A 22,126-nucleotide genomic window follows, 5' to 3' on the forward strand; every position below is an offset into this window, starting at 1 on the left:
CATGTCGGACACCTCGAGCTTCAACGTGCGCCGTCTGCAGCTCCGGCACTACCGCAGCATCGAGTCGTGCGACGTGCGCCTGGGTCCCTTCACCGTGCTCGTCGGTCCCAACGGGTCCGGGAAGTCGAACGTCGTCGACAGCCTGCGGTTCGTGTCGCAGGCGCTCGACGAGAACCTCGACAACGCCCTGCGGGACCGGGGAGGCGTGAAAGAGGTCCGGCGTCGCTCCACGGGGCCTCCGACCCACTTCGGCCTCCGCTTCGAGGTGGGCACCGCCGATCTCGCCGCCACGTACGCCTTCCAGATCGGCGCGGTGCAGGGCGGCGACTACCGGGTGACCCACGAGAGCTGTCGCGTCGAGACGACGGACGTCGGCAGTGAGCCGGTCGTGGTCGAGGTGCGCGACGGCGAGGTCGTCCGGTCGACCCTCGACGTCCTGCCCCGCGCCACCGACGACCGATTGTTCCTCGTCGCTCTTTCCGGCCTGCCGGAGTTCCGGCAGGTGTTCGACGGGCTCGCCGGGTGCAACGTCTACAACGTCAACCCTGACGTGATGCGCCACCCGCAGAAGCCCGACCCCGGCGATCTCCTGAACCGGGACGGGTCGAACATCGCCAGCGTCCTGGAGACCCTGCGCCGCACCGACCCCGCCCGCAAGGCCCGCGTCGAGGAGTACCTGCGCCAGATCGTGCCGGGGGTCGAATCCGTCGAGCGGCGCTCGATGGGGGCCTGGGAGACCCTGGAGTTCCGTCAGCAGGTGGCGGGTGCGCCGAGCCCGTGGACCTTCCAGGCGTCGTCCATGAGCGACGGCACCCTGCGCGCGCTCGGCGTCCTCGTCGCCCTCTTCGCCGCCGGAGACCGCCATCCGAGCCCCGTCGCTGTCGAGGAGCCCGAGGCCGCCCGGCGGCCGCGGGCGTGCTCCTGGACGCGCTTCGCGATGCGAGCGAAACGCGGCAGGTCCTCGCCACGAGCCACAGCCCGGACCTGCTCGACTCGCTCGTCGACCCCGACGAGCTGCTCGCGGTGCGCGCGGACGGTGGCACGACGACCGTGGCCCGCCTCGACCCTGCCGGTCAGGACGTCACGCGGAGCGAGCTGTACACGGCGGGCGAGCTCCTGCGTGCCGACCAGCTCGTCCCCGACCGGGCCCAGCCGATCCAGACGGACCTGTTCGCATGAGCGCACCGGTGCGCATCACGTCGATCGTCGAGGGCTACGGCGAGGTCGCCGGCCTGCCGGTGCTGTTGCGGCGGCTCGCAGCCGAGCTGGGTCACTACCCCGACGTCTCGAAGCCCCATCGGATCAGGCGAACCGAGTTCGTCACCGGGGCCGTCGCCAAGGCGCATCGTCTGCAGCGGCAGCGCGCCGGGGCCGGCGGCATCGTCGTCGTGCTGTGCGACGCGGACGACGCCGAGGACGCCGAGTCGCCGCGGAACGCCAAGAAGCAGCTCGAGCAGGTCATGACCGAGTCGTACACGGAGACCATCCATCAACCCGCGTTCAGCGCCGTGATGGATCTGGAGGCGGCCCGCTCCCGCTCCCGCTCGTTCCGACGATTCTGCGATCGTCTCCACACCGCCCTGCAAGCCCTGCCCACCGACGAAAGGCCGTGACCCCATGAGCACCGACGAACCCGGCACCGGCGACGCGCCCGCGGCGGAGGAACCGCAGGCGGCGCCCGAGAGCCAGAGCGACCAGGAGAAGGCCGCCGCGACCGAGACCGGCGCCGACCACCGGGCCTCCCCCGCCCGGGAGGGCGACACCGGCACCGACGCGGGCGAGAGCGGCGAGCTCGCCCAGGTCGGCGTCGTCGGCATGGCCGTCATGGGCAGCAGCCTCGCGCGCAACATCGCCCGCCACGGCTACCGCGTGGCCCTGTTCAACCGGACGCACGCGCGCACCGAGAAGGTCGTCGCCGACCACGGCGGCGAGGGCAGCTTCGTGCCCGCCGAGAACCTCGAGGACTTCGTCGCCTCCCTCGAGCGGCCGCGCCGGATCATCATCATGGTCCAGGCCGGCAAGGGCACCGACGCGACGATCGAGGCCCTCGTCCCCCTCCTGCAGGAGGGCGACATCGTCGTCGACGGCGGCAACGCCTTCTACGAGGACACGCGCCGCCGGGAGCGGGAGCTGCGCGAGCACGGCCTGCACTTCGTCGGGGCCGGCATCTCCGGCGGCGAGGTCGGCGCGCTCGAGGGGCCGTCGATCATGCCGGGCGGCTCGACGGAGTCGTACGAGGCGCTCGGCCCGATCCTCGAGGACATCTCGGCGCACGTCGGCGACGAGCCGTGCTGCGCCTACATCGGCACCGACGGCGCCGGGCACTTCGTCAAGATGGTGCACAACGGCATCGAGTACGCCGACATGCAGTTCATCGGCGAGGCGTACGAGCTGCTCAAGGCCGCCGGTCTGAGCACCGACGAGATGGCCGACGTCTTCGAGACGTGGAACACCGGCGACCTCGACTCCTACCTCATCGAGATCACCGCGCAGGTGCTGCGGCAGCGGGACGCGAGGACGGGCGAGCCGCTCGTCGACGTCATCGTCGACGCCGCCGGCATGAAGGGCACCGGTACGTGGACCGTGCAGAGCGCCCTGTCGCTCGGGGTGAGCGTCAACGCGATCGGCGAGGCCGTGTTCGCGCGCGCCGCGTCCTCCGACGCGCAACTGCGCACGGCCGCCCAGGGCGCGCTGTCGGGGCCGGACCGCTCGCTGCCCGACCTCGGCGACGGACGCGACCAACTCGTCGACGACATCCGGCGGGCCCTGTGGAGCAGCAAGGTCGTCGCCTACGCCCAGGGGCTCGACCTCATCCGCTCCGCGGCGCAGGAGTACGGCTGGGACATCGACATCGCGCAGGTCGCGAAGATCTGGCGCGACGGCTGCATCATCCGGGCCAAGCTCCTCGAACGGATCCGCGGCGAGTACGCCGCGAACGACCTGACGACGCTGCTCGAGGCCCCGAGCGTCAAGGCCGAGCTGGCCGACAGCCAGGACGCGTGGCGCCGGGTCGTCGCGCAGGCCGTCACGGCCGGCGTCCCGATCCCCGGTTTCTCGGGGGCCCTGGCCTACTACGACGCGATCCGCGCGCCGCGCGTCAACGCGGCGCTCACCCAGGGGTTGCGCGACTACTTCGGCGCGCACACCTACCGCCGCGTCGACGCCGACGGCTCGTTCCACACGCTGTGGTCGGGCGACCGGTCGGAGGTGTCGGTCTGAGCGCCCTCCTGGACCGGGTCGCCGCCCACCTGCGCGGCGCGGGCCGGCTCGGCGTCGCCTACTCCGGCGGCGTCGACTCGGCCACGCTGCTCGCCGTCGCCGTCCGCACGCTCGGGGCCGACCGGGTCGTCGCGCTGCTCGGGGTCTCGCCGAGCCTGCCGGCGCACGAACGGGCCGCCGCCCACGAGGTCGCCGCCGACCTCGGGGCGACGGTCGTCGAGGTGAGCACGCACGAGGGCGACAACCCCGCCTACGTCGCGAACGGCCCCGACCGCTGCTTCCACTGCAAGGACGAGCTGTTCACCGTCATCTCCCGCGAGGTCGTGGCCACCCACCGGCTCGACGCCGTGGCCTACGGCGAGAACGCCGACGACGCGCTCCGGCCCGATCGGCCGGGGGCCCAGGCCGCGACCGACCACCGCGTGCTGCGCCCCCTCGCCGACGCCGGCCTGAGCAAGGTCGACGTGCGGGCGCTCGCCCGCGAGCTGGGGTTGGGCGTCGCCGACAAGCCCGCGGCGCCGTGCCTCGCCTCCCGGATCCCGCACGGCGAGCCGGTGACGCCGGCCAAGCTCGCCCAGGTCGAGGCGGCCGAGGGCGTGCTGCGGGCGTGCGGGTTCACCGACGGGCGGGTCCGCCACCACGGCGACGTCGCCCGCCTCGAGCTGCCGGCCGCCGAGCTCGCCCGCGCCGCCGAGCCGGACGTCGCGGCGCGGCTCGTCGCCGGCGTGCGCGCGGCCGGGTTCCGGTTCGTCGCGCTCGATCTCGCCGGCATCCAGTCCGGCGCCTTCACCCTCCCCCTCGTCGACGTGACGCATGGGTGAGGCGGCTCCCGGCGACCCGTCGCCCGGGATGCCGCCCGAGTTCGAGCTCGACGTCGACCGGTACGACCGGCGCGGCTACGCCGAGGCCGTCTACTGCGCGGGCAAGACGCCGGAGCAGGTGGGGGCCATCGCCGGGGCCGTGCGCGACGCCCCGGGAGCCACGCTGTTCACCCGCGCCGACCCGGAGCACGCGCGAGCCGTGCGGGCCGCCCTGCCGGGCGTCTTCGAGGACCCCGCCGCGCGCCTGCTCGCCTGGCCGCCGCAGCCCCCGGAGCCGACGGGCGGGCTCGTCGTCGTCGCGTGCGCCGGCACCTCCGACCTGCCGGTCGCGCGCGAGGCGTTCCACACCGTGCGCTACCTCGGGCGGCGGGCCGAGCTCGTCGCCGACGTCGGGGTCGCGGGCCTGTCCCGCATCCTCGACCGCGTCGCGGAGCTGCGACGCGCGCGGGCGATCGTCGTCGTCGCGGGCATGGACGGCGCGCTGCCGGGCGTCGTCGCCGGACTCGTCTCGGCGCCGGTCGTCGCGGTGCCGACGTCGGTCGGGTACGGCGCCGCGTTCGCCGGTCTCGCTCCCCTCCTGACGATGCTCAACGCGTGCGCCCCCGGCGTCGGCGTCGTCAACATCGACAACGGATACGGCGGCGGGCACCTCGCGGCGCAGATCGCCGCGCCCTGAGCCGGTCGCCCTGCCCTCGCCGGTGAGGTCGATCAGGCGGCCCCGGTCGGCGCGCCCGTCGGCACGAATCGCGTCGTCAGGGCTCGGGACCGGCCGGCGCGCAGGAGCCAGACCGAGGGGCCGACGATGCCGCTCGCGAGCACGAGCAGGCCGACCTGCAGGGCCCACTCGGGAACGAACGCCCGCGAGGCGACGAGTGCTCCGCCGACCGCGTACGCGACGAGCGACCAACGCGGCACGGACCGTTCGGCGGCCATGGTCGCCGCGAAGGCGATCGTCGCGACGAGGAAGACGACAGAGGTGGCGATGAGCGCGATCCCGAGAGACCCCGACCGCAGCACTCCGATCTCGGCCACGGTGCGCCCCCCGAAGACGAGGTTGATGACGAACTCGACGCCCACGAGGAGTCCCAGGGCGGTGACGTTCGCGGCGTACGCGGCCACGCCCCAGCCCCCGGACCGATGGCCGGCCCGCAGGAAGAGACCGGTGACGAAGAGCAGGGCGAGGACTTCCGCCAACGGGGCGACGAGCTGGGTGGCGGGCACGAGCGGCAGGATTCCCGCGCGCTTGACGGTGTTGACGACGAGCACCGCCGCCGCGGCGAGCCCCGACAAGCGGGCCAGGGTGATGAGCGCGGGAGGAACGGCGGGTGTCGAGGGGACGACGCGAGGTGGCGGCGACACGTGGGTCGAGGGTGCGGTGAACATGCTGGCCTTCAAGAGATAACGTTTGGTATAACCGACGTTATGAGTTGACCATGGCGCGATGCGGCCGCGCAAGAGGTTGCGGGGGCGTCGATAGGCTGAGCGAAGAGGAACTGACGCAGGCGGAGGGCAGGTGGCCGGGATGACGAGTGATGTCGCAGCGCCGACGATCCGGGAGCAGCTCATCGAGGGCGGGCTCGGTCACGTCCGCCGCGAGGGTGTCGGTGATCTCACGGTGCGCACCCTGGCCAAGGTGTCCGGCCGCTCGACGATGTGCGTCTACACGAAGTTCGGCGCCCGCTCGGCCCTCGTCACTGCGATCTACGAGGCCGGAGGGAGTGAGTTGCTCGCCGCGCTGGATCGCTCCTCGCCGTCAGCCCTGCTCACGTCTTTGCGGCACTTCGCTCGGGACGAACACGGCCTCTGGGACCTACTGCTCGGCACGCCACCGGCGATCTCAGGCGTGGAGAAGCAGGCCCAGGTGGCGCTGCTGGCGGCGCTCGTCGACGCGCACGCGGAGGCGGCCCGTCGGGAGGCCGGAGCGGATGCCGACGTCGCCACGGAGGTGGACGCGACAACCGCCGCCCGCCTCCGTCTCGAGGTGGCCACCGCGCTGGGGCTCGTCGCCGTCGGCCTCGTCGACGACGACGACGCCTGGGCGGCGCTGCTCGCCCGCACCCCAGCCACGTCCTCGGGGTGATCGGCCGCGCCGACGAGCTGCCGGACATCGGGATCGCCGCCCCTCAGGTCGACCGATCCGGCGGCGGCGCGTACCGGCGGATCGTGAGGTCGACGCACCACAGGGCCGTGATCACGAGGAACGCGCCGAGCGCGATCCACGACTCCGCCCCCATCGCCGGCGGGGTCCGCCGGTTGGCCGCGACCATCGCCACCTCCATGACGGTGAGGAACGCGCCGGTCATTGCGGCGAACAGGAGCATGTCGTCGAGGAAGCGCCGCCGGAACGCGGCGCGCCGCTGCGGGGCGAGCCAGTAGTCCTTGTGCGGGACGTTGACGAACGTCCCCGACCCGGCCGTGCACACCCACCCCAGCGCCGGCAGCCCGAGCAGGATCAGCGCGCCGACGGCGAGGGTCGTCGCCACGTAGACCCCCCGGGACGTCGACCCGTCGCCGGCGCCGGCCGCGTCGAAGTGCGAGACGACCTGCTCGGGGAGCTGCCCGAGCGACCAGAGCGCGACCCCGACGTAGGCCACGACGACCAGCGCGTACAGCGCGACGACCCACCTGCGCACCCTCCACCTCCTCCCCGCTCGGCATCCTTAGACCAGGCTAGGAGACGGCGGAACGATCCGTCGGCTCACCCGGCGTCGATCGACGGCCCGGTTCCGCACCCTTGTGGGCGAGCGGGGGTCCGAGCGCGGCACCGAGCACAGGTCTGCCGTCGACGGTCCGCGGACGACGGACCGCCTCAGGCCGTCCCGAGCCGCCGGGCCCGGACCGCCTCCGCCGGCGAGCCGGGGGTGGGCGCCCACCGGTTGATCCCGGCCTGCTGCGCCAGGCTCCACGCGTTCGTCGCGACCCAGTAGACGAGGATGCCGGCGGGCACCGCGCCGGCCCCGACGACGATGCCGAGCGCCGAGACCGCCGGGAGCATCCGCTGCACTGCGGCCATGCTCTCGGGAGCGTCCGCGAGGTTCAGGCCGGGCAGGACGAAGAACCGCTGCGTGACGTAGGTGAGGGCGGCCGCGGCGACGACGAGCGCCGCCATGGCCGCCAGCGTGCCCGGGCGGCCACCCGCGAGGGCCGCGGTCACGGTGTCGCCCAACGAGACTCCCCCGAGCCGGGCCGCGTCGGCCAGGCGGACCAGATCGGGTGTCATCGCGCCGACGCTCTCGTGGTGCGACACGGCGAGCAGGACGCGGTAGAGGGCGAACATCACCGGGATCTGGAGCAGCAGCGGCAGGCACCCGAGGCCGCCGGCGCCGTGCTCGCGGCGGACGGCGAGCATCTCCGCCCGGTAGGCGCGCATCGAGTCGACGTCGGTGCGGCCGCGGTACCGCTGCGCCAGGGCGGACAGGTGGGGTCGGGCGCGGGCCAGGGCCCGACCGGACCGGATCTGGTGGACGACGAGCGGGAGGGTCACCGCCCGGACGACGGCGACGAGGACGACGACGGCCGCGACCCACGCGAGGCCCGAGCCGGGCGCGAGGCCGAGCGAGGTGAGGGCCGTGTGGGCGGCGGCGAGGACGGACGAGACGGCGGACTCGAAGGGCGCGAGCACGGCCGTGAACGGGGTGAACGGGGCGGCAGACAGGGACACGAGGGACTCCGGACGAACGAGCGGCACCGCGCCCGGCCACCTCGGCGGGGGCTACGGGGCGCGGACGGGCCGCGACGGTAGGGGGGATTCGTCTCGAGCCCACGCCGGAGCGCACGAGCACCCGCGGCCCGAGCGGGCCGGGGGTCAGGGAGCGATCGAGGGCGGGCTCGTCAGAGCCCGCACCCGGGGGCACGGGGCCGCTCCGGGCGCCCGCGGAACTCCACGCGGGACGGGGAGGGGGTGTTGCGCCGCTGCGCGCGGACCCGCACGGGGGCCGGGTCCTGCCGCGGCCGTAGGAACGTGACCAGGGCGAACGCGAGCGCCGCGGCCGACAGGCCGGCGGCGAGCAGGGGCACGACGAGCGCCATCGCGCCCGCGGTGTCGCCCGACAGCACGGGCACGGCGATCGCGAGGGCCGGCAGGAGGAGCAGCACGGCGGCGGGCAGGGTGAGCGTCGGCGTACGACGGTCGCGGCTCATCTCGTCCTCCTCGGTCGGTGCCTCCGCATCCGCGGCCCTCACACACTCTCACGGGGGCCACGGTTCGGGGCGGCGCGAACGGGGTCGACGGCCCCGTCACGTATGCGACGACTCGGATCCCGCGATGGTTCCCGGCTCGCCGCCCGCCGCGGCACACGCGGGCCGGATCGGTCGCGCCCCGGCCTTCCGTCGGTCCTCCCACCACCCGCAAGCGCGCGGCGTTCACGCGTGTTGCATCCATCCGGGGCGCCTCGCGGCGTGTCGGCGGCGACGCGCCCGCGCGGGGTCTGTCCGAATCGAGCGCCTCGGGTGACACTGAGGGGCATGCGATTCCCCCCGACGGTCGTCGACAACCGTGTCCGTGCCGGCGACGCCGGGCGGGTCTGGGCCGGGGTCGATCCCGAGGCCGCGGGTCTGGTCGGCCGCATCCAGTGCGGGCTGATCGGCAGCCGTCGCCTCGCGATCGCCTACCGCCACGACACCGCCTTCACCGTGCTCGCGGCGGCCGCGGCGAGGGCCTTCGGGGCCCACCAGGTCGTCGCCGTGCTGCACCCGGTCGCCGCAGGCGCCGACGCCGACGTCGACGACGCCTGGGCCCTCGCCCAGGCCGCCGGCGTCGAGCTCGTCCGCCTCGCCGACCTCTCCCACCGGACCGGCCTGGCCCTCGACCCCGCGGATCGGGCGCCCCGCGCGGGCCACCGCGGCCGCGTGGACCGCCGGGAGCACGGGCCGTGGCACGGCGCCGACCTCGGCGAACTCGGCGTCGACACCCTCGCCCACCCGTGCCTGCTCCGGCCCGACGCGCCCGAGCCGGCCCGGCTCGCCGCGGCACCGCGCCACCGCGTCCTGCGCCCCCTGCTCGACGCCGGGCTGACCCGTGAGGACGTCGACGCGGTCGCGGGCGCCCTCGGCCTGCCCGTGTGCCCGCCCCCGGTGGCCCAGGGCGCCCGGGCCTGAGCGCGACGGCCCGGGCCGGACCTCAGGGCGCCGGCGCGGGCATGACCGGCGGGACGTACTCGAACGTCGTCCCGAGCAACCACACGAGGAGCAGCACCACCGGCAGGTGGATCATGAACTGCAGGAACGTGAACCCGACGATGTCGCGCGCCCGCAGCTTGAGCACGGCGAGCAGCGGCAGCATGAAGAACGGGTTGACGAGGTTCGGCAGCGCCTCGGCGATGTTGTAGATCTGCACCGTCCAGCCGAGGTTCATGCCCACGTCGGTCGCCGCCTGCATGACGTAGGGCGCCTCGACGAGCCACTTCCCGCCGCCGGAGGGGACGGCCAGGCCGAGGATCGCCGTGTAGATCGCGATGACGACCGCGAACGCCCCGCCGCCACCGAGGCTCGTGAAGAGCTCGGCGAGCAGGTGCGAGACGGTCGCCCCGTCCCGCCCCTGGGCCTTCGTCAACAGCGCGGCCATCGCGGCGTAGAGGGGGAACTGCACGAGGATGCCGGCCGTCGCGGGCACCGCCCGGCTCACCGCCCGCAGGAACCGCGCGGGCGTGCCGTGCAGGACGAGGCCGAGCATGAGGAAGACGAAGAGGTAGCCGTTGAGGCTGCTCATGACGCTCAACCACGGCTTCGTGACGAACTGGAGCACGATCCAGCCGAGGGTGAGCACACCCATGATCGCCGGCAGCCACACCTGGTGCTCGAGCCACTCGCCGGGTCGGCTCGGCGGGGTGACCTCGTCGGGCTCGTCGACGAGGTCGACGTCCATGTCCTGCGCCGTGCGGGTCGCGCCTGCCTTCGGCGCCGACGCCCACGCGATGACGACGGACAGCACACCGAGGATGAGCGCGGTGAGCAGCGACTGCCACGTGAAGATCGTCTTGCCGAAGTCGAGGACGCCGGTGATCTGCAGCAACGCGGGCGGGATCGACTTGGGCGTCGCCTGGAGCTGCGCGGCCGACGAGCTCAGGCCGAGCGCCCAGATGGCGCCGAGACCGAGGAACGCGGCGGCGCCGAGGGCGCGGTAGTCGACGCGGAGGTCGGTGCGGCGCGCGATCGCGCGAGCGAGGAGGCCGCCGAAGATGAGCGACAACCCCCAGTTGAGCATCGACACCGCCATCGACAGCGCGGCGACGAAGGCGATCGCGCTGCGGCCGGTGCCGGGCACGAGCGCGAGCCGGTCGATGAGGCGGGCCACGGGCGGGCTCGTCGCGACGACGTACCCGGTGAGCACGACCATCGCCATCTGCAGGGTGAACGCGGTGAGGTCCCAGAAGCCGTCGCCGAAGGAGCCGACGATCGCCCCCGGCCACGCGCCGTTGAGCAGCGCCGCGACCGCGCACACGACGACGCCGACGAGCGCGAAGATGTACGCGTCCGGGAACCACTTCTCGGTCCAGCGGGCCAGGCTCTGCGCGACGCGGGCGAGGCCGCGCTCGTCGTGCGCACCGTGTTCGCCGGCCGGCCCCGACCGGCCGGGTTCGCCGTCGGTGGGGCGGGACGCCGCGGCGGCTCCACTCATGTCGGGGTGACCTCCTGCTCGGCCCGGCCGCGCCGAGTGCGCGCCGGATGCCCCCGCAACCTAGGAGCCGCCGCCCCCCGGGTCAACGCGGGCGGGTGCGTGCTCCCCTCCGGTCGTCGGGCGGCGGTCCGCGTGCGGGGAACGGTCCGGCCACGCCCCGCCGGGCACGAGTCCGGCGGCGGCCCCGGCGGCCGCCGCGGCGGCGAGCGCGTCGGCGACGGGGCGCCCGGCCTCGGCGGCCAGGGCGAGGGCGTCCTCGTACTCGGGGGTGGCGCGGACGACCTCACCGCTGCGGTGGCCGACCTTGACGCGCACGGGACCGGTGGTGTCCCCGCAGGTCACGTCGAGGGTGACCCAGCCGCGCTCGAGCCCGACGCGGTGGTGCACGGCGCTGCGGACCCCGAAGGTGCTCGTCGCCCGGAACAGGTGCTCGCGCACCGCCGACTCGTGCTCGGGGCGGACGAGCGCGGCGACGAGGTGGGCGGGGCGGCCCTTCTTCATGAGGATGGGGGTGAGCCACGCGTCGAGGGCGCCGGCGTCGAGCAGGCCTGCGAGGACGCTCGGCCACGCCCGCGGGTCGAGGTCGTCCACGTTCGCCTCGAGGCGCAGGAGACGCTCCGGGACCTGGCCCTGCTGCTCCGCCGGCGGCGTCGGCTCGGCCCGGTGCATCGACTCGGCCCGGTCCGCCGGGCCGGCCCGGTCCGCCGCGTGGGCCTGGTCCGCCGGCTCGGCCGGGTCGGACACCACGACCCGCACGACGTTCGGCCAGGGCAGGTCGTCGCGGGTGCCGGCGCCGACACCCACCGCCCGCACCGCCCCCGAGGGCAGGGCGCGCGGGCCCGCCCACGCGGCCAGGGCGACGAGGAGCGCGACGCCGGTGGGGGTGGCGAGCTCGCCGAGCCGGCCGGCAAGTGGATCACCCGCCGCCCTCGGGGCGCCGGCGGCCGGCACCCCCGCCGCGGCGAGGAGCTCGAGCACCGCGGGCACGGGCACCGACATGCGGCCGTGGGCGGCGCGGACGACCCCGTCGCCGAGGGCGATCTCGGAGGTCGTCAGCTCCTCGACGCCGAGGTCCTCGAGGGCGGCGCACACGCCGACGACGTCCGCGATCGAGTCCCACGAGCCGACCTCGTGGAAGTGGACCTCGTCGACGTCGACCCCGTGGACGCGGGCCTCCGCCGCCGCGAGCGCCCCGAAGGCGAGCAGCGCGCGTCGGCGGACGCGGGCGGGCAGCTCCGCCCGCTCGAGGAGGCCGCGGATCTGCGCCCAGGCGCGGTGGGGTTGGTCGGCGGCGACGAGGTGCACGTCGACCGCGGTGGCGCGCATGGAGCCGCGCACCACCGACCGCCGGGCCAGGCGCACGGTGTCGGGTAGTACCGCCTCGACGTCGCGCCGCACGACCTCAAGGTCGGCGCCCGCGTCGAGCAGGGCGGCCAGCAGCATGTCGCCGGCCACGCCCACCCCGGCGTCGACCCAGGCGGCGCGGCCGGTGGGCAGGTGGCCGGACCGATCGGAACGCATGGGCCCGACGGTATCGCCCGCACCTCGCCGGGCCGCGCCGCACGGCGGCGCACACGGCCGCCCTCGGCCGCGCTCGCCCCGGCACCCTGCAGGCGACGACTTCTCCGACCCCGGCCGGCGCACGACCACGTCGTCGCCCCCGGCCCGCCGCACCGACGCGGGGACCGCTGACGTCGCGGCGACGGACTCCGTCGCCCGCCCATCCGCCCGCACCGGATCACTCCCACCGATCGCCCCCGGATCCCGTTGCCGCGCCGACGGGTTCGCCCGTCCACCCTGCGCAGGCGGTGAGCCGGGGCTAGGTTGAGCGGCATCGTCACCTGCGCAAAGGAGCTCGTCGTGACCCGCCCCTCCCCCGCGATCCGGCTGGCGGCGGCCGCCGTCGGCACCGGCCTCGCCTGCTCGACGCTCGTGCCCGCCTCCGCGGCGGCCGCCCCCACGTCCGCCGACTCCTCCCCGACCACGGCCGCCAGGCCGGCCGCGACTCCTGCGTCCGGTCCGGCCACACCGGCGGCGCCCGGCCCGTCGGACCGGGCCCTCGCCCGCGACTCGGTGCGCCCGGGCCCGACGCGCGAGCGCTTCTACTTCGTCATGGCCGACCGGTTCGCGAACGGCTCGACCGCCAACGACCGGGGCGGCCTGACCGGAGGGCCGCTGCGCACCGGCTTCGCGCCGACCCACAAGGGCTTCTTCCACGGCGGCGACCTCGCCGGACTGACGGGCAAGCTCGACTACATCAAAGGGATGGGCACGACGGCGATCTGGCTGACGCCGTCCTTCAAGAACCGCCCCGTGCAGGGCGGGCCCGGAACGCAGAGCGCGGGATATCACGGGTACTGGGTCACCGATTTCACACGCATCGACCCGCACTTCGGCACCAACGAGGAGATGAAGTCCCTCATCGCCGCCGCGCACGCGAAGGGGATGAAGGTCTACTTCGACATCATCACCAACCACACCGCCGACGTCATCGGCTACGCCGAGAAGACGTACACCTACCGGGACAAGAAGACGTACCCGTACAAGGACGCGTCGGGGAAGGTCTTCGACGACCGCGACCACGCGGGCCGGAGCAGCTTCCCGCGGCTCGACCCGAAGGTCTCCTTCCCCTACACGCCGACGTTCGCCTCCCCGGGCGACGCGAGCGTGAAGGTTCCTTCCTGGCTCAACGACCCGACGATGTACCACAACCGGGGCGACACGACCTTCGAGGGCGAGAACTCCCTCTACGGCGACTTCTTCGGCCTCGACGACCTCTTCACCGAGCGCCCCGAGGTCGTGCGCGGCATGGGCGACATCTACGCGGCGTGGATCGACCTCGGCATCGACGGCTTCCGCATCGACACGACCAAGCACGTGAACATGGAGTTCTGGCAGGCGTTCGCGCCGCGCATGATGCAGCACGCGGCCGCCGTCGGGCGGGGCGACTTCTTCATGTTCGGAGAGGTGGCCTCCGACGACCCGGTGATCATGAGCGAGTACCCGACGAAGGGAAAGCTGCCGGCCACGCTCGACTTCGGGTTCCAGAAGGCAGCGCAGAACTTCGTCGCGGGCAAGCCCGCGGCCGACCTCGCGCGGTTCTACGTGAACGACGACCTCTACACCGACGCCGACTCCAACGCCTATTCACTGCCGACCTTTACGGGCAATCACGACATGGGCCGCCTGCCCATGCTCCTGACCAAGGACGGCGTCGCCACGCGCACGCTCTACCCGCGGGTGCGGTTGGCGAACGAGCTCATGTTCCTCACCCGCGGCCAGCCGATCACGTATTACGGCGACGAACAGGGCTTCATCGGCGGCGCCGGGGACCAGGACGCCCGCCAGGACATGTTCGCGACGAAGACGCCGCTGTACGCGAACCAGACGAATCTTATCGGGCGTGCCGGGGCGCGCGACCGGTTCGACGCCCGCTCGCCCCTGTACCGGCAGATCGCAGGGCTGTCGCGGCTGCGGGCCGCGCACCCGGCGCTCGCCGACGGCGCGCAACTGCCGCGGTACGCCGCCGCGTCCGCGGGGGTGTTCGCCGTGAGCCGCGTCGACGCCCGGGCCCACCGCGAGTACGTCGTCGCCGCGAACAACTCGACCCGCGCCCGGACGGCCACGTTCGCCACGTCCACGAGCCGCGCCCGCTTCGCGCCGCTGCACGGCACCCGCCGCGCGCGGGTGTCCGACCGCGCCGGCCGCCTCACCGTGACCGTGCCGCCGCTGTCGACCGTCGTCTACCGGGCCGACCGCGCCGTGGACGCCCACCGGGCGGCGCCGCGGGTGACCCTGCAGCGCGCCTTCCCGCGCACCGCGGACGGCCGGACCCGCATCACGGCGAACGTGCCCGCGAACCGCGTCGTCCAGGCGACGTTCCTCGCCCGGCCGGCGGGCACGACCCGCTGGAGCACGCTCGGCACCGACGACAACGCGCCCTACCGCGTGTTCGCCGACACCGCCCGCTGGCGCACCGGCACCCGGCTGGAGTACCGCGTCGTCGTCAAGGACGAGGCCGGGCGCGTGAGGGGCGCGAGCACGACCGCCACCGCCCCGTGAGGGCCGGACCCCGCCGCCGGTGAGCGGCGGGGTCGGCGGGCCTGGTCGACGGCCGGACGAGGGTCGACGGCCGGACGAGGGTCGACGGCCGGGCATGGGTCGACGGCCGGTCACGGGGGGTCGAGGCGCGGGTCGACGGGTGAGCGCGGTGGAAGACTGAGGGCACCATGAGCGACGCATCCGCCCCCGGGGGCCACCGCCTCGGATCCCCCGCTTACCGCCGCATCACCGTGGCGCTGTTCCTCGCGGGCCTCGCGACGTTCGCGCTGCTCTACAGCACCCAGCCGATCCTGCCGACCCTCGCCTCCTACTACGGGGTGAGCGCGGCGCAGAGCGCGTGGACGGTGTCGTTCGCCACGGTCGGCCTGGGCCTGTCGCTGCTCGTCGCCGGCCCGGCGAGCGAGGTCGTGGGCCGGACGCCGTTGATGTTCGCGTCGCTGTTCTCCTCCGCCGTCGTCGCGGTGGCGTGCGGCCTCGTCGACTCCTGGCCCGTGCTGCTCGCGCTGCGCGCGGTCCAGGGCGTCACCCTGGCGGGGCTGCCGGCGGTGGCGATGGCGTACGTCGCCGACGAGGTGCACCGGGCCGACTCCGCCCGGGCCGCCGGGCTCTACATCTCCGGCACCGCGTTGGGCGGGATGTCGGGCCGCCTCATCACGGGATTCCTCGCCGATCTGTTCGGGTGGCGGGCCGCCCTCGTCGGCATCGGGGGCGTCGGGCTCGCCTGCGCGGTCGGGGTGTTCGCCCTCCTCCCCCGCTCGCGCCGGTTCAGGCCCGCGCCGGCGAGCCTGCGTCACCTGTGGGGCTCGACGCGCGGGCTCGCGGGCGACCCGGCGATGCTCGCGCTGTTCGGCATCGCGTTCACGTCGATGGGCGCCTTCGTCGGGGTGTTCAACGCGCTCGCGTTCCGGCTCGAGGCGCCGCCGTACGGGTTGTCGGTCGGGGTCGCGGGCCTCGTCTTCCTCACGTACGCGCTCGGCTCGGTCGGGTCCGCGCGCGCCGGACGCGCCGCCGGGCGATGGGGGCACCGGGCCGTGGAGCCCGTCGCGGTGCTCGTCATGCTCGCCGGGCTGCTGGTCACGCTCGCCACGCCGCTGTGGCTCGTCGTCGCCGGGGTGGCCGTCATGACGCTGGGGTTCTTCGCGGCCCACGGCGTCGCGAGCGGGTGGGTCGCGACGCGCGCGAGCATCGGCGTCGGAGCGACCGGGCAGGCCAGCTCCCTCTACCTGTTCTGCTACTACCTCGGGTCGTCGCTGTTCGGGAGCCTCGCGGGGCAGGCGTGGACGGCCGCGCGCTGGCCGGGCGTCGTCGCGCTGGCCGCCGGGCTCGTCGCGGTGAGCCTCGCGCTGTCCCTGGTGCTGCGCCGGATCCCGCGCCTGCCCGAGCCGACCCGCTGACCGCCGGCCGGCCCCGCCGGACCCACCGGCCGACGCCGCCACGCATCGGCCACACGCGAACCACCCCGGCCGACCGCTCCACCGCGCCACGCATCACCGCCCGCCCCGGGACACCCACCGCACCACCGACCCCGCCACGCACCCCTGCCCGGGCGGGGCGCCGCCACCGACCCGGGTGCCGCCACGGCGTGGGGCGTGCCAGGCTGGAGGTCGGAGCCGCACCGAGCAGGGAGGATCGCGATGCACGACGTCGTCCGCGTGGCGGGGTGCCAGATCACCTCGACCCCCGACCCCGACACGAACCTGCGCCTCGCCGGGGAGGCCGTGGCGCGCGCCGCCGAGGCCGGGGCCCGCATCGCCGTGCTGCCGGAGGCGACGATGGCGACCTTCGAGGCCGACCTGCGCGCCGTCGCCGAACCCCTCGACGGACGGTTCGCGACCGGGATCCGCGAGCTGGCCGACACCCACGACATCACCGTGGTCGTCGGTGTCTTCGAGCCCGCCGACGACGGCCGCGTCCACAACACGCTGCTGCTCACCGGGCGCGGGGTCGAGGCGAGCTACCGCAAGATCCACATGTACGACGCGTTCGGCGGCGGGGAGTCCAAGCTCGTCGCCCCGGGGACGCAGCTCGTCACCGTTCCCGTCGACGGCGTGCCCGTCGGGGTCGCCACCTGCTACGACGTGCGGTTCGCCGACCAGTTCACCGCCCTCGGTCGGGCGGGGGCGCAGCTCGTCATCCTGCCGGCCTCGTGGGGCGAGGGCCCCGGCAAGGCCGAGCAGTGGGACGTCCTCCTGCGCGCCCGGGCGATGGACGCGCAGGCGTGGCTCCTCGGCGTCGACCAGGCGTGGACCCCGCCGAAGGGCAAGCTCGCCCTCGGCGTCGGCCGGAGCGCGCTCGTCGACCCGACCGGCCACGTCCGGGCCCAGCTCGGCCCGTCTCCCGAGGTGCTCGTCGCCGACGTCGACCTGTCCCTCGTCGAGTCGACCCGCGCCACCGTTCCCATCCTCTGACCGACCGCGACCCGGTCGGCGCCCGCCGGGCTCCCGGAGTGAACAACCATTCGGGCCGGGTCGACGCCGGCGGCAGCCGCGCCCCGATCTGAGATTCCCTGCGCCACAGCACCATTCCGATCGACACCCGTCGGCGACCCCCGCCGACCCGGCCGGAATGGTTCGAAGGTCACGGGCACCGCCCACCACGATCGCCCCGGCGGTGCCGCAGGTGGCCCCGCCGACCGGGCGGGTGGCCGGGCGGGTGTCGGGGATCAGCGGCCGAAGGCGATCCCGTCGAGGGCGACGGTGCCCGAGCGGACGACGACCTTGACCGTGTGGGCGCCGTAGCGCAGCGGGAGCACCGCGGCCGTGGTCGCGACCGACGCCGTGGCCGACGCCGTCGACAGCGCCGCGACGCGGCGACCGTCCACGTACACGTCCGCCCGTCCGCCGGCGCGGTTCCGCGCGACGACGAGCCCCACGAGGCTGGTCCGCGCGCCGAGGGTGATCGTCGACCCGCGCCGGCCGGTGAGAAGAGTGCCCCCGACGGCGGCGCGCGACGCGGACGGCGTCCAGGTGCCGGTGCGGCGGCCGGACAGCCGGGTGACGTCGGCCGGGACGGCCTGGGTCGTCGGCGCCGACCACCCGCCCGGCGTGGTGCCCGCGACCGCGCGGACGCGCACGTCGACGACGGCGCCACGGCGGCCGGGGAGGTCGAGCGTGGTCCGCGTCGTGCGCGCGGCGGTGCGCCACGGGCCCACCGATCGCGCGCCGGACGCGGCGCGCGCGACGGCCCGCAGCTGCACCTCGTAGACGAGCGGGCCCGGCCCGGGCGCGCTCCACGCGACGCGGATCGCGGGGGCCGACGGGACCCGGGGCGCGAGGAGCGTCGACCGCGGGGCCTGACGCACGGGCGCCGGGGCGGTTGCGGTCGGGGTAGGCGTGGGTGTCACGACCGGTGCGGGCGTCAGGACGGGCGTGGGCGTCACGACCGGTGTGGGCGTCACGACGGGCGTGGGGGCCGGCGTCGACGTGGTCGGCGACGGCGCGGGGGCGGGCGCGGCCACGGGGGCCGGAGCCGCGACGGGGGCCGGGGCCGAGGTGGGCGCCGCGAGGCGGGCGACGGCGCGCGCGGCGTCGACGATGCCGGACCCGCAGCCCCAGCACGAGGTCGTGAACGGGCGGGCCGTCTCGACGACGATCCGCTCGGACTCCGCCGGGCTCAGGCCGGGGCGAACCGCGTGCAGGAGGGCGATGACGCCGCTGACGTGCGGCGCGGCCATCGACGTGCCCACCATGCCGCCGTAGGCGGCTCCGATCGGCCCCTGGGTGCCCTTGTCGATCGTGGACGCGATGTAGTCGCCGCCGCCGGCGCCACCGGGAGCCGAGACGTCGACGACGGAACCGCGGTTCGTGTACCCCGTGGGCGCGCCGGTGCTCGACGTGGCGGCGACGTCGATGACGCCGACGCAGTTGCCGGGGCTGGAGAGGTTGGCGTCGCCCGCGGAGTTGCCGGCCGCCGCGACGATCGCGGCGCCGCGGGCGCGCACCTGGTCGACGACGGTCTGCAGCGCCGTCGTGCACCTGCCGGCCGCGCCGAGGGAGACGTTGAGCACGGTCGCCGGCGTCGCGTTGGCGGGCACGCCGCTCACGGCGCCGCCCGAGGCCCACATCATCGCGTCGAGGACGTCGGACAGGGCGCCGCCGCAGGCCCCGGTGACGCGCACCGGCTGCACGCGCACGAGCGGGGCGACGCCGGTGGTGCCGGCCCCGTCCGCCGCGGCGGCCACCGTGCCGGCCACGTGCGTGCCGTGCCAGACGCTGTCCGCCGCGTCAGGGTCGCCGTCGCACTGTCCGGCGGCCTGCCAGTCGCCCTGGTCCGTGGCGTCCGCGTCGCGGCCACCGCCGTCGCGGGCCCGACCGGAGTCGCTGATGAAGTCGTAGCCGGCGACGACGCGGCCCGCGAACTCGGGGTGGGGCACGAGTCCGGAGTCGATGACGGCGACGGTCGCGCCGGCGCCGCGCGTGGTCGACCAGGCGGTCTCCGCGTTCGCCCCGGTAGGGCCGAGGTCCCACTGCGTCGCGGCCGCGGCCGCGCTCGGCAGCGCCAGGGGGCGGATGACGACGTCGGGCTCGGCGAAGACGACGTCGGGGCGCGCGGCCAGCACCGCGGCCACGGCCGCGGCGTCCGCCGGGTCGGCGCCGTCGACGAGGGTGGCGCCCGACCCGAGGCGGCGCTCGACGGCGAGGTCGCCGGTGTCCGCGGCCGCCCCGGCCGCGTCGAGCGCCCGGTCCTGCGCCGCCGACGAGACGGCGGCGGCGCTGCCCGGCGCGAAGCGGACGATGACGTCCCCGGTCGGCTCCGGTACCTGCGCGCCCTCCCCGACGGTCGTGGCGGGGCCGCCGGCCGGCGCGGAGGTCGCGGTCGGCGCGGCAAAGTTCGCCGTCGGCGTCGAGGACGCCGCCCCGGGCTCCGAGTTCAGCGGCGTCGACGACGCCGCGGGCACCGCGCCGGCCCCGACGATCGCGGCCACGGCCAGAGCGACCGACATCCGCGTCGTCCCGCGCCGCCCGGCGCCGCGCCGCCGGCGACCGCCGTCGTCCAGATCGGTCTCCCGTGCGCGCATGGCCTGATCCCTCGCCCCTCGTGTCCGCATCCGTTCGGTCCGGACCCTCATCGGTCACGCCGGGGGACGTCCTGAGCGGGTGTCCGACAGCACTTCGGGTTCCCCTCGCGCTCACAGCCGGTCGCGACCAGGTCGCGAGGCGGCCGGGGCCCGACGCCCTCCCCCGCGTCGTGAGATCGGCTTCCCCACGCACCCTCCGGCCCCGCCCCCGGCCGCCACTCCCGCCCCGCGAACCCCCCCGGCTCGTCGGCCGGCCCGCCCGACGCTCTGCCCGCCGGTTCTCGGAATCGCTCCGCCCGGGAAGCGGTGACGGGCAACGAGGCCCGGCCCCCCGGGGTGGCACCCGGACCAGGCGGACGGCAGGGTGGAGACATGACCCAGGAGAACAAGATCACCGTGACCCGTACCGTCGACGCGTCCGCCAAGGACCTGTTCGACGTCCTCACCAACCCGCAGCGGCACGCCGAGATCGACGGGTCCGGCTACGTCGTCTCCGACAGCAAGACCGACCGCATCACCGCCAACGGCCAGACGTTCACGATGAACATGAACGGCGAGCACATGGGTGGCGACTACCAGACCGACAACCACGTGACCGGGTACGTCGAGAACAAGCTCCTCGCCTGGCAGACCGCCCCCGCCGGCACCGAGCCCAAGGGCTGGGAATGGCTGTGGGAGCTCGAGCCCCTCGACGCCGGCGACACGCGCGTCACCCTCACCTACGACTGGTCGAAGGTGACGGACAAGGCGCTGCTCAAGAAGGTGAGCTTCCCGCTCGTCTCCGAGGAGGCGCTCGAGACCTCCCTCGGCAACCTCGCCGCGGCGGTCACCCCGAGCTGACCGCTCGCGCTCGACGGCGCCCGGCGGCCCGCGGAGGACACCCGTGGCCGCCGGGCGCCGGCCGTTGCGCCCGGGATCGAACCGGGCCGGCGCCGCCCCGCACCCGCCCCGGGAGGGGCGTCCGCCACCGTCGACCGAGGGTCGTGCGCGAGGATGGGCGGATGCTGCCGCTCGAACTCGCCCGGGACCTGTCCGCCGCGGGGATGGCGTGGGTGCCGTCGGCCGGGGACCGGTTCGTCATCGACGCCCCCGACCTCACCAGCGACGTCTTCCACCTCGCCGACATGGTCGCCGACCTGCACCAGTTCGTCGACGGGCCCGTCGTGGGCTTCAACGGGACGACGGAGTGGGCGCTCGACTCCGTGGAGCTCGACCAGGTCGTCTGGCTGCCGCGGGAGGATCAGCTGCGCGACGCCCTCGGCGACGCGTTCGTGCGCCTCGACCGCGGGGCGGACGGATACGAGGTGCTCGTGCGCGTGGGCGCCTCGGAGCAGCGCGAGGGCGACGCGGACGTCGAGACCGCCTACGCCCGGGCCCTGCTCGCGGTGCTCCGCGCCTGACGAGGGAGGTCGAGGCGCTCGCCCGCTCTTGCCGGCGGGAGCTGCTTAGGTGGTGGGGAACCCCTCGACCGAGACGAAGGACATGGCAATGAGCGAGACGACGACCACCTCCCCCATCGGCTGCCACGGGCTCGTGTTCAGCGGCAACGTCGACGAACAGGGCATCGCGGAGGCGGTGGCGCGCACCGAGAAGGCCGGTTTCGACCTCCTCGAGATCCCGCTGCTCGACCCGTTCGGGTTCGACGTCGCGGCCGCCAAGCGGGCCCTCGCCGCCCACGACGTGCAGGTCACGGCCTCCCTCGGGCTGCCCGAGGGCGCCGACATCAGCACCGGCGACCCGGAGCAGGTGCAGCGCGGCGAGAAGGTCCTCCAGCGCGTCCTCGAGGTGATGAGCGACCTGGAGTCCCGGCACGTGTGCGGCGTGCTCTACGGGATGCTCAAGAAGTACCCGGCCCCGGCGACCGACGCCGGACGCGCCGCGAGCCAGGAGGTGCTCGCCCGCATCGGCCGCCGCGCGACCGAGCTCGGCATCACCGTCTCGCTCGAGATCGTCAACCGGTACGAGAGCAACATGTTCAACACGGCGACGGGGGCGCTCGCGTTCCTCGACGAGATCGGCGAGGACGCCCTCAAGGCCCACCTCGACACCTACCACATGAACATTGAGGAGTCGGACATGTTCCTGCCGGTCCTCGCGGCCGCGCAGGCGGGCCGGCTGGGCTACGTCCACATCGGCGAGAGCCACCGCGGGTACCTCGGGACGGGGACCGTCGACTTCGACTCCTTCTTCCGCGCGCTGCACCACGTGGGCTACGACGGGCCGATCACGTTCGAGTCGTTCTCGACCGCGGTCGTCGACGACGTCCTGTCCACCTCCCTCGCCATCTGGCGCAACCTCTGGAAGGACGGCGACGACCTCGCCGCCCACGCCAACGCCTACATCCGCGGCGCCCTGCGCTCGAACGAGACGCTCGAGATGCACTGAGGGCAC

At 74.9% G+C, this 22,126-nt stretch carries 20 protein-coding genes and 1 pseudogene; 14 read left to right on the plus strand and 7 right to left on the minus strand.

Annotated elements, in window-relative coordinates; all coding sequences use genetic code 11:
- Window position 1 precedes the first annotated feature (1 nt).
- The 6 genes and pseudogenes from ICW24_RS19915 to larB form a co-directional block, all read left to right on the plus strand.
- Window positions 2–208: pseudogene (locus ICW24_RS19915) on the plus strand (AAA family ATPase); the annotation flags it as partial.
- A 707-nt stretch (window positions 209–915) separates the two neighbouring features.
- On the plus strand, window positions 916–1,179 hold the full coding sequence (locus tag ICW24_RS09265; protein WP_226345582.1) for an ATP-binding protein: 264 nt from the start codon (window positions 916–918) through the stop codon (window positions 1,177–1,179).
- Window positions 1,176–1,613 (plus strand): DUF4276 family protein, encoded by a 438-nt coding sequence (locus tag ICW24_RS09270; protein ID WP_226345583.1) that lies wholly within the window; start codon window positions 1,176–1,178, stop codon window positions 1,611–1,613. The genes ICW24_RS09265 and ICW24_RS09270 overlap by 4 nt, the downstream gene beginning before the upstream one ends.
- Window positions 1,614–1,617: 4 nt before the next feature.
- Window positions 1,618–3,219: an NADP-dependent phosphogluconate dehydrogenase gene (gnd, locus tag ICW24_RS09275; RefSeq protein ID WP_226345440.1), complete on the plus strand. Its 1,602-nt coding sequence runs from the start codon at window positions 1,618–1,620 to the stop codon at window positions 3,217–3,219.
- Window positions 3,186–4,040 (plus strand): ATP-dependent sacrificial sulfur transferase LarE, encoded by an 855-nt coding sequence (gene larE, locus ICW24_RS09280; RefSeq protein WP_226345441.1) that lies wholly within the window; start codon window positions 3,186–3,188, stop codon window positions 4,038–4,040. The genes gnd and larE overlap by 34 nt, the downstream gene beginning before the upstream one ends.
- On the plus strand, window positions 4,033–4,716 hold the full coding sequence (gene larB / locus ICW24_RS09285; protein WP_226345442.1) for a nickel pincer cofactor biosynthesis protein LarB: 684 nt from the start codon (window positions 4,033–4,035) through the stop codon (window positions 4,714–4,716). Before larE ends, larB begins: the two co-directional genes overlap by 8 nt.
- 32 nt (window positions 4,717–4,748) lie before the next feature.
- Here the strand turns inward: larB and ICW24_RS09290 are convergent, their stop codons facing one another.
- The gene (locus ICW24_RS09290) at window positions 4,749–5,423 is read right to left on the minus strand and encodes a hypothetical protein (RefSeq protein WP_226345443.1); all 675 of its coding nucleotides are present in this window, start codon (window positions 5,421–5,423) and stop codon (window positions 4,749–4,751) included.
- 139 nt (window positions 5,424–5,562) lie between these two features.
- On the opposite strand from ICW24_RS09290, the gene ICW24_RS09295 reads away from it, so the two are divergent.
- Complete coding sequence (locus ICW24_RS09295) at window positions 5,563–6,120, plus strand: TetR/AcrR family transcriptional regulator (RefSeq protein ID WP_226345444.1); 558 nt, start codon at window positions 5,563–5,565, stop codon at window positions 6,118–6,120.
- A 43-nt stretch (window positions 6,121–6,163) separates the two neighbouring features.
- Here ICW24_RS09295 and ICW24_RS09300 read toward each other — a convergent pair whose 3' ends face one another.
- From ICW24_RS09300 to ICW24_RS09310, 3 genes are all read right to left on the minus strand, one after another.
- Window positions 6,164–6,673: a DUF1648 domain-containing protein gene (locus tag ICW24_RS09300; protein ID WP_226345445.1), complete on the minus strand. Its 510-nt coding sequence runs from the start codon at window positions 6,671–6,673 to the stop codon at window positions 6,164–6,166.
- A 176-nt stretch (window positions 6,674–6,849) separates the two neighbouring features.
- The gene (gene yidC / locus ICW24_RS09305) at window positions 6,850–7,701 is read right to left on the minus strand and encodes a membrane protein insertase YidC (protein ID WP_226345446.1); all 852 of its coding nucleotides are present in this window, start codon (window positions 7,699–7,701) and stop codon (window positions 6,850–6,852) included.
- A gap of 170 nt (window positions 7,702–7,871) precedes the next feature.
- On the minus strand, window positions 7,872–8,180 hold the full coding sequence (locus tag ICW24_RS09310) for a hypothetical protein (protein WP_226345447.1): 309 nt from the start codon (window positions 8,178–8,180) through the stop codon (window positions 7,872–7,874).
- Window positions 8,181–8,504: 324 nt separating this feature from the next.
- On the opposite strand from ICW24_RS09310, the gene ICW24_RS09315 reads away from it, so the two are divergent.
- A complete protein-coding gene (locus ICW24_RS09315) occupies window positions 8,505–9,137 on the plus strand; it encodes a hypothetical protein (protein ID WP_226345448.1) in 633 nt (210 codons plus the stop codon).
- Window positions 9,138–9,159: 22 nt separating this feature from the next.
- On the opposite strand, the gene ICW24_RS09320 is transcribed toward ICW24_RS09315, so the two are convergent.
- Both ICW24_RS09320 and larC read right to left on the minus strand, forming a co-directional pair.
- Window positions 9,160–10,656 carry a short-chain fatty acid transporter gene (locus ICW24_RS09320; RefSeq protein WP_226345449.1) on the minus strand — a complete coding sequence of 499 codons (1,497 nt, stop codon included), beginning with the start codon at window positions 10,654–10,656 and terminating at the stop codon, window positions 9,160–9,162.
- Between the two features lie 60 nt (window positions 10,657–10,716).
- Window positions 10,717–12,177 carry a nickel pincer cofactor biosynthesis protein LarC gene (gene larC / locus ICW24_RS09325; RefSeq protein ID WP_226345450.1) on the minus strand — a complete coding sequence of 487 codons (1,461 nt, stop codon included), beginning with the start codon at window positions 12,175–12,177 and terminating at the stop codon, window positions 10,717–10,719.
- A 339-nt stretch (window positions 12,178–12,516) separates the two neighbouring features.
- Between larC and ICW24_RS09330 the strand changes: the two genes are divergently transcribed.
- From ICW24_RS09330 to ICW24_RS09340, 3 genes are all read left to right on the plus strand, one after another.
- The gene (locus tag ICW24_RS09330; protein WP_226345451.1) at window positions 12,517–14,718 is read left to right on the plus strand and encodes an alpha-amylase family glycosyl hydrolase; all 2,202 of its coding nucleotides are present in this window, start codon (window positions 12,517–12,519) and stop codon (window positions 14,716–14,718) included.
- A gap of 167 nt (window positions 14,719–14,885) precedes the next feature.
- Complete coding sequence (locus ICW24_RS09335; RefSeq protein WP_226345452.1) at window positions 14,886–16,112, plus strand: MFS transporter; 1,227 nt, start codon at window positions 14,886–14,888, stop codon at window positions 16,110–16,112.
- Between the two features lie 240 nt (window positions 16,113–16,352).
- Window positions 16,353–17,126, plus strand: a complete 774-nt coding sequence (locus tag ICW24_RS09340; protein WP_226345453.1) for a nitrilase-related carbon-nitrogen hydrolase — start codon at window positions 16,353–16,355, stop codon at window positions 17,124–17,126.
- A 254-nt stretch (window positions 17,127–17,380) separates the two neighbouring features.
- Here the strand turns inward: ICW24_RS09340 and ICW24_RS09345 are convergent, their stop codons facing one another.
- A complete protein-coding gene (locus tag ICW24_RS09345) occupies window positions 17,381–19,735 on the minus strand; it encodes a S8 family serine peptidase (protein WP_226345454.1) in 2,355 nt (784 codons plus the stop codon).
- Between the two features lie 372 nt (window positions 19,736–20,107).
- Here ICW24_RS09345 and ICW24_RS09350 point away from each other — a divergent pair, with 372 nt between their 5' ends.
- The 3 genes from ICW24_RS09350 to ICW24_RS09360 all read left to right on the plus strand — a co-directional run bounded on the left by ICW24_RS09350 (window position 20,108) and on the right by ICW24_RS09360 (window position 22,120).
- Entirely contained in the window at window positions 20,108–20,575 is a 468-nt protein-coding gene (locus tag ICW24_RS09350) for an SRPBCC family protein (protein WP_226345455.1), read from the plus strand.
- 161 nt (window positions 20,576–20,736) lie between these two features.
- Window positions 20,737–21,135, plus strand: coding sequence for a pilus assembly protein CpaE (locus ICW24_RS09355; protein WP_226345456.1), 399 nt, complete (start codon window positions 20,737–20,739; stop codon window positions 21,133–21,135).
- An 88-nt stretch (window positions 21,136–21,223) separates the two neighbouring features.
- Window positions 21,224–22,120: a sugar phosphate isomerase/epimerase family protein gene (locus ICW24_RS09360; protein ID WP_226345457.1), complete on the plus strand. Its 897-nt coding sequence runs from the start codon at window positions 21,224–21,226 to the stop codon at window positions 22,118–22,120.
- Window positions 22,121–22,126: the final 6 nt, after the last annotated feature.

Source organism: Agilicoccus flavus, assembly GCF_014857905.1.
In the GTDB taxonomy this organism is placed as follows: domain Bacteria; phylum Actinomycetota; class Actinomycetes; order Actinomycetales; family Dermatophilaceae; genus Agilicoccus; species Agilicoccus flavus.

Excerpts from the sequence above, each read along its gene's own strand:
- larB (WP_226345442.1), top strand. The coding sequence starts at position 4,033 with ATGGGTGAGGCGGCTCCCGGCGACCCGTCGCCCGGGATGCCGCCCGAG.
- ICW24_RS09350 (WP_226345455.1), top strand. The coding sequence starts at position 20,108 with ATGACCCAGGAGAACAAGATCACCGTGACCCGTACCGTCGACGCGTCC.
- ICW24_RS09320 (WP_226345449.1), bottom strand. The coding sequence starts at position 10,656 with ATGAGTGGAGCCGCCGCGGCGTCCCGCCCCACCGACGGCGAACCCGGC.
- ICW24_RS09335 (WP_226345452.1), top strand. The coding sequence starts at position 14,886 with ATGAGCGACGCATCCGCCCCCGGGGGCCACCGCCTCGGATCCCCCGCT.
- ICW24_RS09360 (WP_226345457.1), top strand. The coding sequence starts at position 21,224 with ATGAGCGAGACGACGACCACCTCCCCCATCGGCTGCCACGGGCTCGTG.
- ICW24_RS09355 (WP_226345456.1), top strand. The coding sequence starts at position 20,737 with ATGCTGCCGCTCGAACTCGCCCGGGACCTGTCCGCCGCGGGGATGGCG.
- ICW24_RS09310 (WP_226345447.1), bottom strand. The coding sequence starts at position 8,180 with ATGAGCCGCGACCGTCGTACGCCGACGCTCACCCTGCCCGCCGCCGTG.
- ICW24_RS09295 (WP_226345444.1), top strand. The coding sequence starts at position 5,563 with ATGACGAGTGATGTCGCAGCGCCGACGATCCGGGAGCAGCTCATCGAG.
- ICW24_RS09315 (WP_226345448.1), top strand. The coding sequence starts at position 8,505 with ATGCGATTCCCCCCGACGGTCGTCGACAACCGTGTCCGTGCCGGCGAC.
- ICW24_RS09340 (WP_226345453.1), top strand. The coding sequence starts at position 16,353 with ATGCACGACGTCGTCCGCGTGGCGGGGTGCCAGATCACCTCGACCCCC.
- gnd (WP_226345440.1), top strand. The coding sequence starts at position 1,618 with ATGAGCACCGACGAACCCGGCACCGGCGACGCGCCCGCGGCGGAGGAA.
- ICW24_RS09290 (WP_226345443.1), bottom strand. The coding sequence starts at position 5,423 with ATGTTCACCGCACCCTCGACCCACGTGTCGCCGCCACCTCGCGTCGTC.
- ICW24_RS09270 (WP_226345583.1), top strand. The coding sequence starts at position 1,176 with ATGAGCGCACCGGTGCGCATCACGTCGATCGTCGAGGGCTACGGCGAG.
- larC (WP_226345450.1), bottom strand. The coding sequence starts at position 12,177 with ATGCGTTCCGATCGGTCCGGCCACCTGCCCACCGGCCGCGCCGCCTGG.
- ICW24_RS09345 (WP_226345454.1), bottom strand. The coding sequence starts at position 19,735 with ATGCGCGCACGGGAGACCGATCTGGACGACGGCGGTCGCCGGCGGCGC.